The 4339-nt window shown below is 44.2% G+C and carries 5 protein-coding genes and 1 pseudogene; 3 read left to right on the forward strand and 3 right to left on the reverse strand.

Translation table 11 applies throughout. From position 1 onward, the window contains the following. Positions 1-244, reverse strand: a pseudogene (locus AC1MDJ_RS06855) (ABC transporter permease subunit); the annotation flags it as partial. Here AC1MDJ_RS06855 and AC1MDJ_RS06860 point away from each other — a divergent pair. The 3 genes from AC1MDJ_RS06860 to AC1MDJ_RS06870 are packed head-to-tail and all read left to right on the forward strand — an operon-like array spanning position 174 to position 2018. Then, positions 174-812 carry a hypothetical protein gene (locus AC1MDJ_RS06860; protein ID WP_479690191.1) on the forward strand — a complete coding sequence of 213 codons (639 nt, stop codon included), beginning with the start codon at positions 174-176 and terminating at the stop codon, positions 810-812. The pseudogene AC1MDJ_RS06855 and the gene AC1MDJ_RS06860 sit on opposite strands and share 71 nt — an antisense overlap. Continuing rightward, positions 802-1392: an ABC transporter permease subunit gene (locus AC1MDJ_RS06865; protein ID WP_479690187.1), complete on the forward strand. Its 591-nt coding sequence runs from the start codon at positions 802-804 to the stop codon at positions 1390-1392. The genes AC1MDJ_RS06860 and AC1MDJ_RS06865 overlap by 11 nt, the downstream gene beginning before the upstream one ends. Then, positions 1389-2018 (forward strand): precorrin-8X methylmutase, encoded by a 630-nt coding sequence (locus AC1MDJ_RS06870; protein WP_479690188.1) that lies wholly within the window; start codon positions 1389-1391, stop codon positions 2016-2018. The genes AC1MDJ_RS06865 and AC1MDJ_RS06870 overlap by 4 nt, the downstream gene beginning before the upstream one ends. Positions 2019-2064: 46 nt before the next feature. Here the strand turns inward: AC1MDJ_RS06870 and AC1MDJ_RS06875 are convergent, their stop codons facing one another. Next, complete coding sequence (locus AC1MDJ_RS06875; RefSeq protein ID WP_479690189.1) at positions 2065-3390, reverse strand: MFS transporter; 1326 nt, start codon at positions 3388-3390, stop codon at positions 2065-2067. Positions 3391-3734: 344 nt separating this feature from the next. After that, a complete protein-coding gene (locus AC1MDJ_RS06880) occupies positions 3735-4316 on the reverse strand; it encodes an ABC transporter substrate-binding protein (protein ID WP_479690190.1) in 582 nt (193 codons plus the stop codon). Between the last annotated feature and the right edge of the window lie 23 nt (positions 4317-4339).

The raw sequence follows: 4339 nt of genomic DNA on the forward strand, positions 1-4339 counted from the left end.
GTGTCAACATAATGCTGACAGCCGAACCAAAGGGCCAGTTGCGGGCATCTAAAAACTGATTCTTCACGAGATTCCCAACTAGCAAGACCTTTGAGCCACCTAATATATCAGGTATATAAAATAAGCCCAATGCGGGGAGGAACACCAGCATACTGCCTGCAATAAGCCCGGGGGTGGACAGCGGAACGACCACACGCATAATAGCCTGCAACTTGTTTGCGCCTAAATCATGCGCCGCTTCTACAGTTGATAAGGAACAAGAGGCGACACTGCTTGACGCTCTACGTGAGAGAGCAAGAAAGGCGTATAAATGGTTTGTAGGTGGTGGCAACTTTTGCGCTGATATTTACCAAATACACCCAAATGACAAGGTGTATAAGAAAGACGCTGGCAAATGGAAAGCAGAGATAATATCCAACTATATGGCACAGCTCAATAAAGGCATACCGCTATGGCGGAAGAAATACCCGACTGCAAGGCGGGTGATGACGTTAAAGATAAACGATATGGTCAAGGCGGAGTTTTGCGCTAAGGATGATAAACTGCCGAAAGGTATAGCGGACTTCGTTAAAGCTAAAGCGGAGAAAACGAATGCCGATAAGGTTGAGGTTATATTTAGAGTGAAGAAAATGAGTTCTGAAGGAACTATTTTCTTGCGCCCTGATGGAATAACAAAGGAAGAGGGCGACACTAAAAGCTGGAGTTCCAGTGCCGCCTCACTATGTAAGTATAAAGCACGTAAGATTTACGTGTCCCCGCTGGGCGATGTGACAGACAAAGGATTTGACAACAAATGGCTGAATGATAAATAACATCATTGAGGTTTCAAGCGACAACAAAGAGTTGTCAGCATATCGCGGTTTCTTGCGCTTTAAGTTTGCCGGTAAAAATTTTCTAAATGTTCTATTGTATATCGTTATGATGTCGCCTGACGTTGTCATGGGTATATCGTTATTAGTTTTGTTCCTTGCACTCAATTTGCCGCAGGGTTTTTGGACGCTATTGGTTACGCACATTACATTTAGTATTCCGTTTGCATTTGTTACTCTTTATACGCGTCTTGTAGGCTTTGATAAGTATATTGTTGAGGCAGCGCGCGACTTGGGTGCGGACGAGTGGCAGACGTTTCTTCATATTATCCTGCCGATGTTGTTACCTGCTGTAGGGGCGGGCTGGCTACTGTCGTTCACTATTTCGCTTGATGATGCAATCGGCAGCTTTTTTGTGGCGGGACCGTCATTCCAAATGTTGCCCCTGACAATATATTCTATGGTGAGGCTGGGCGTAAAGCCAGACCTAAACGCTCTAAGTGCGTTGATGTTTGTCGCATCCCTTTTATTGGTTTTTGCGGCACAAATGTTATTGAAGGAGAAGAAAGGTAAAAAAGTATGAAACCACATGAGATAGAAATAGAAAGTTTTAGGCTGATAGATGGGTTAGTTGATTTTGTCCCGTTTGTAGAGGTGGGGCATTATAGGTGCAATGAACTGAATGTTGTTAAAAGGATGATTCATGCCTGTGGAGATATTGGTATTGCTAATAGCGTTCGGCTATCAAGTAATGCTTATCGGGTGGGTATAGATGCTCTGAAAGCTGGTGCGCCTGTAGTATGTGATGTGCAGATGGTTGTCAGCGGACTATCAGCGAGGGTAAAAGCCGACAGCGATGTTTATTGTTTTATAAATGAACCTGAAGTTGTCAATGAGGCAAAGACAATGGGGGAGACTAGAGCGCGCAGAGCATTATTTTACGCCGCAAAGCGTTATCCTGACGCTATATATATAATAGGCAATGCCCCCACTGCATTATTGGCATTGCTAGAACTGTATAGGCAAGATAAAATATCGCCCGCACTAGTGATAGGTATTCCCGTAGGTTTTGTTATGGCGCGCGAATCAAAAGATGAATTAGTGAACACGAGCTTAAATTATATTACCTGTCTAGGCAACAGGGGCGGTTCGCCGATGTCTGCAGCGGTGCTGAATGCATTAGCTATAGATGCTCCCCTTGCGAATTAAGCGCAAGGGGAGAGCACAGTTTTAGAAACGCACTAAGTTAAGCGTATTATATCGCTTCTTGTTCCTGTATAATTGGTTTGTCAGGGTTTATAAAGAACCAAGTGATAAAACCTAGCACAGGGATGCAGGCACTGAACGCAAACGCCCCGTCCCAACCAAACGATAGCTGCATAATTGCCGTTAGAGTAGGGGCTATAATCCCGCCTATCTGCCCCCAAGAGTTCATCCATGAGGTGGTTGCGGCAGCGTATTTTGAGCCTAAGTCCTGTGAAGACGACCAGATACCTATATAATTTAATCCTAAGAACGTCATACATACGCAGAGCATAGCAACGGTCATCTCAATAGATACAGCCTTAGTTGCGGCATATAGACCGAAAGCACAGCCCATCATACCTATAAAACCTAGCCTAGTGCGCGCCTTAGACTTAGGTTCGCCTTTACGGACGCTAGCATCGCTCCATTTGCCCGCAAGGAAAACGCTAACACACATACATAGCCATGGCAGAGAGGCATATAGCCCTGATAGCTTAAAACTACCGCCACGAGCCTCGCTCAGATAAACTGGAATCCACGTGAGAAACAGATACATTGTGTAGTTTGTAGCGAAGTAGCATAACCCGAATGCCCAGAAACGAGGAACAGAAAGCATATTTTTCCAAGGAGTCTTTATGGGTGCTGGTTTTGTTGCTTCAAGTGCTGCCCTTGACTTGCCGGTTATATATTCAATTTCGGCATCGTTAATGGTTGGATGCTCATTTGGTCTGTTGCGCACATAAAAAAACCAAGCTAAGCCTATCAGAACACCAAGTATTCCGTAGCTGTAGAACGACCAACGCCAGCCGAAGTTGGTTGATACAAAGACGGTGATTACTGCGCCAATAGCAGGTCCTAAGAACGTTCCTACAAGCAACATAGCGGATGTAATTCCTTTCTCCGTAGAGTTAAACCATTTAGAAAAGGTTGCCCCTACATTCGGATATAGCGGACCTTCTCCAGCCCCGACAAACATACGCAGTGCAATAAGGGCTACAAAGCTCCACGCAAACGGTGTTAAGAACGTGGCGACAGAGAAGAATATGAGAGAAAATGCTCCAACGGAGCGGATGCCAAACTTATCTGATAACATTCCGCCCGGTATTTGCATGAGTGCGTATGCGGCAAAGAAACATGAGCCTATATACCCAAATTGTAGCTTGGTTATGTTAAAAAGCTCCATAAGTTGTTGCGCACAGACACTAAAATTGATTCTATCAAGGTAAGCAAATAGCGATGAGACGAATATTAACGCTAATACTCCCCAACGCACACCAGTTGCCTTGTTTTTGTTGCTTGTTTCTTGTTGCATGTTTTTATCCTTATAAATAATCAAAACCTACCTGTATCTTAATAGATACACACTTGTAAATAAAGTTGATTGCATGTTAAACGGCATAGCCGCAGAGATATATGTATTTTGCCCGTTAGGGCAAAATAGAAATTGACAAGACCACAGAAAGTAACACTTGGTTGGACATAGACAGCACTATAACAGAGATTGCAGGTAAGTCAAGAGTTTTTTTTAGTTGACAACACACAACTTTTCTTATATCATAAGCTACCATATATTCATTCGGTGGAGCACCTAAAACGATAAAGTTCTAAATAAAAATTTAGTGAGAAAAGAGGGGAGGCAGATTGGCTTGCCCCCCTCCGTTTCTGTCCCCTAATTACCCTTTATTTCGCTACTTTCAGCACTTCCCTTACGTAGTTTGGCACTTTCAGCTTATAATCGGTTAGCTGTTTTTCATTTATGTAGCCCTCCATCTCATCGGGCTGGTCCATTACCTTTATAGGCATTGCGCTTGTTTTCTTGCCACGCAGAACTTCCGCTACCATTTTACCTGTGGCTAACCCTATCTTGTAGTTATCCACGCCGTAGGCTACCGTCACATTGCCTTTCTTAGCAGAGGACGGGTCTGCGCTGATAACAGGCACTTTATGCTTTATCGCTATGTTCGTCAAACTGGGCAGTGCTGACACCACGGTGTTGTCATTGGTGACGTAAATAGCATCAACCTTTGAGATTATAGAGCTTGTAGCCTGCTTTACGTCAGCTGTGTTGGCAATAACTGCCGTTATCAGCTCAAGCCCTAGCTCTTTGCTAGCCTCCTGTGTGCGGCGCATTAGTGTTACGCTGTTGACCTCACCGGGGCAATAGACGAACCCGATTTTTTTAACGTTCGGGAGCATATCTTTTATCAGTTTAATCTGTGCTTTGACGGGTGCCATATTGGAAACGCCTGTTAAATTGCCCATTTCAGACACTACTACGACTTAAC

This window comes from Candidatus Termitispirillum reticulitermitis, assembly GCF_054655775.1.

Bases quoted from the DNA above. Each gene is read 5' to 3' on its own strand.
- AC1MDJ_RS06865 (WP_479690187.1), top strand. From the start codon at position 802: ATGATAAATAACATCATTGAGGTTTCAAGCGACAACAAAGAGTTGTCA.
- AC1MDJ_RS06880 (WP_479690190.1), bottom strand. From the start codon at position 4,316: ATGGGCAATTTAACAGGCGTTTCCAATATGGCACCCGTCAAAGCACAG.
- AC1MDJ_RS06870 (WP_479690188.1), top strand. From the start codon at position 1,389: ATGAAACCACATGAGATAGAAATAGAAAGTTTTAGGCTGATAGATGGG.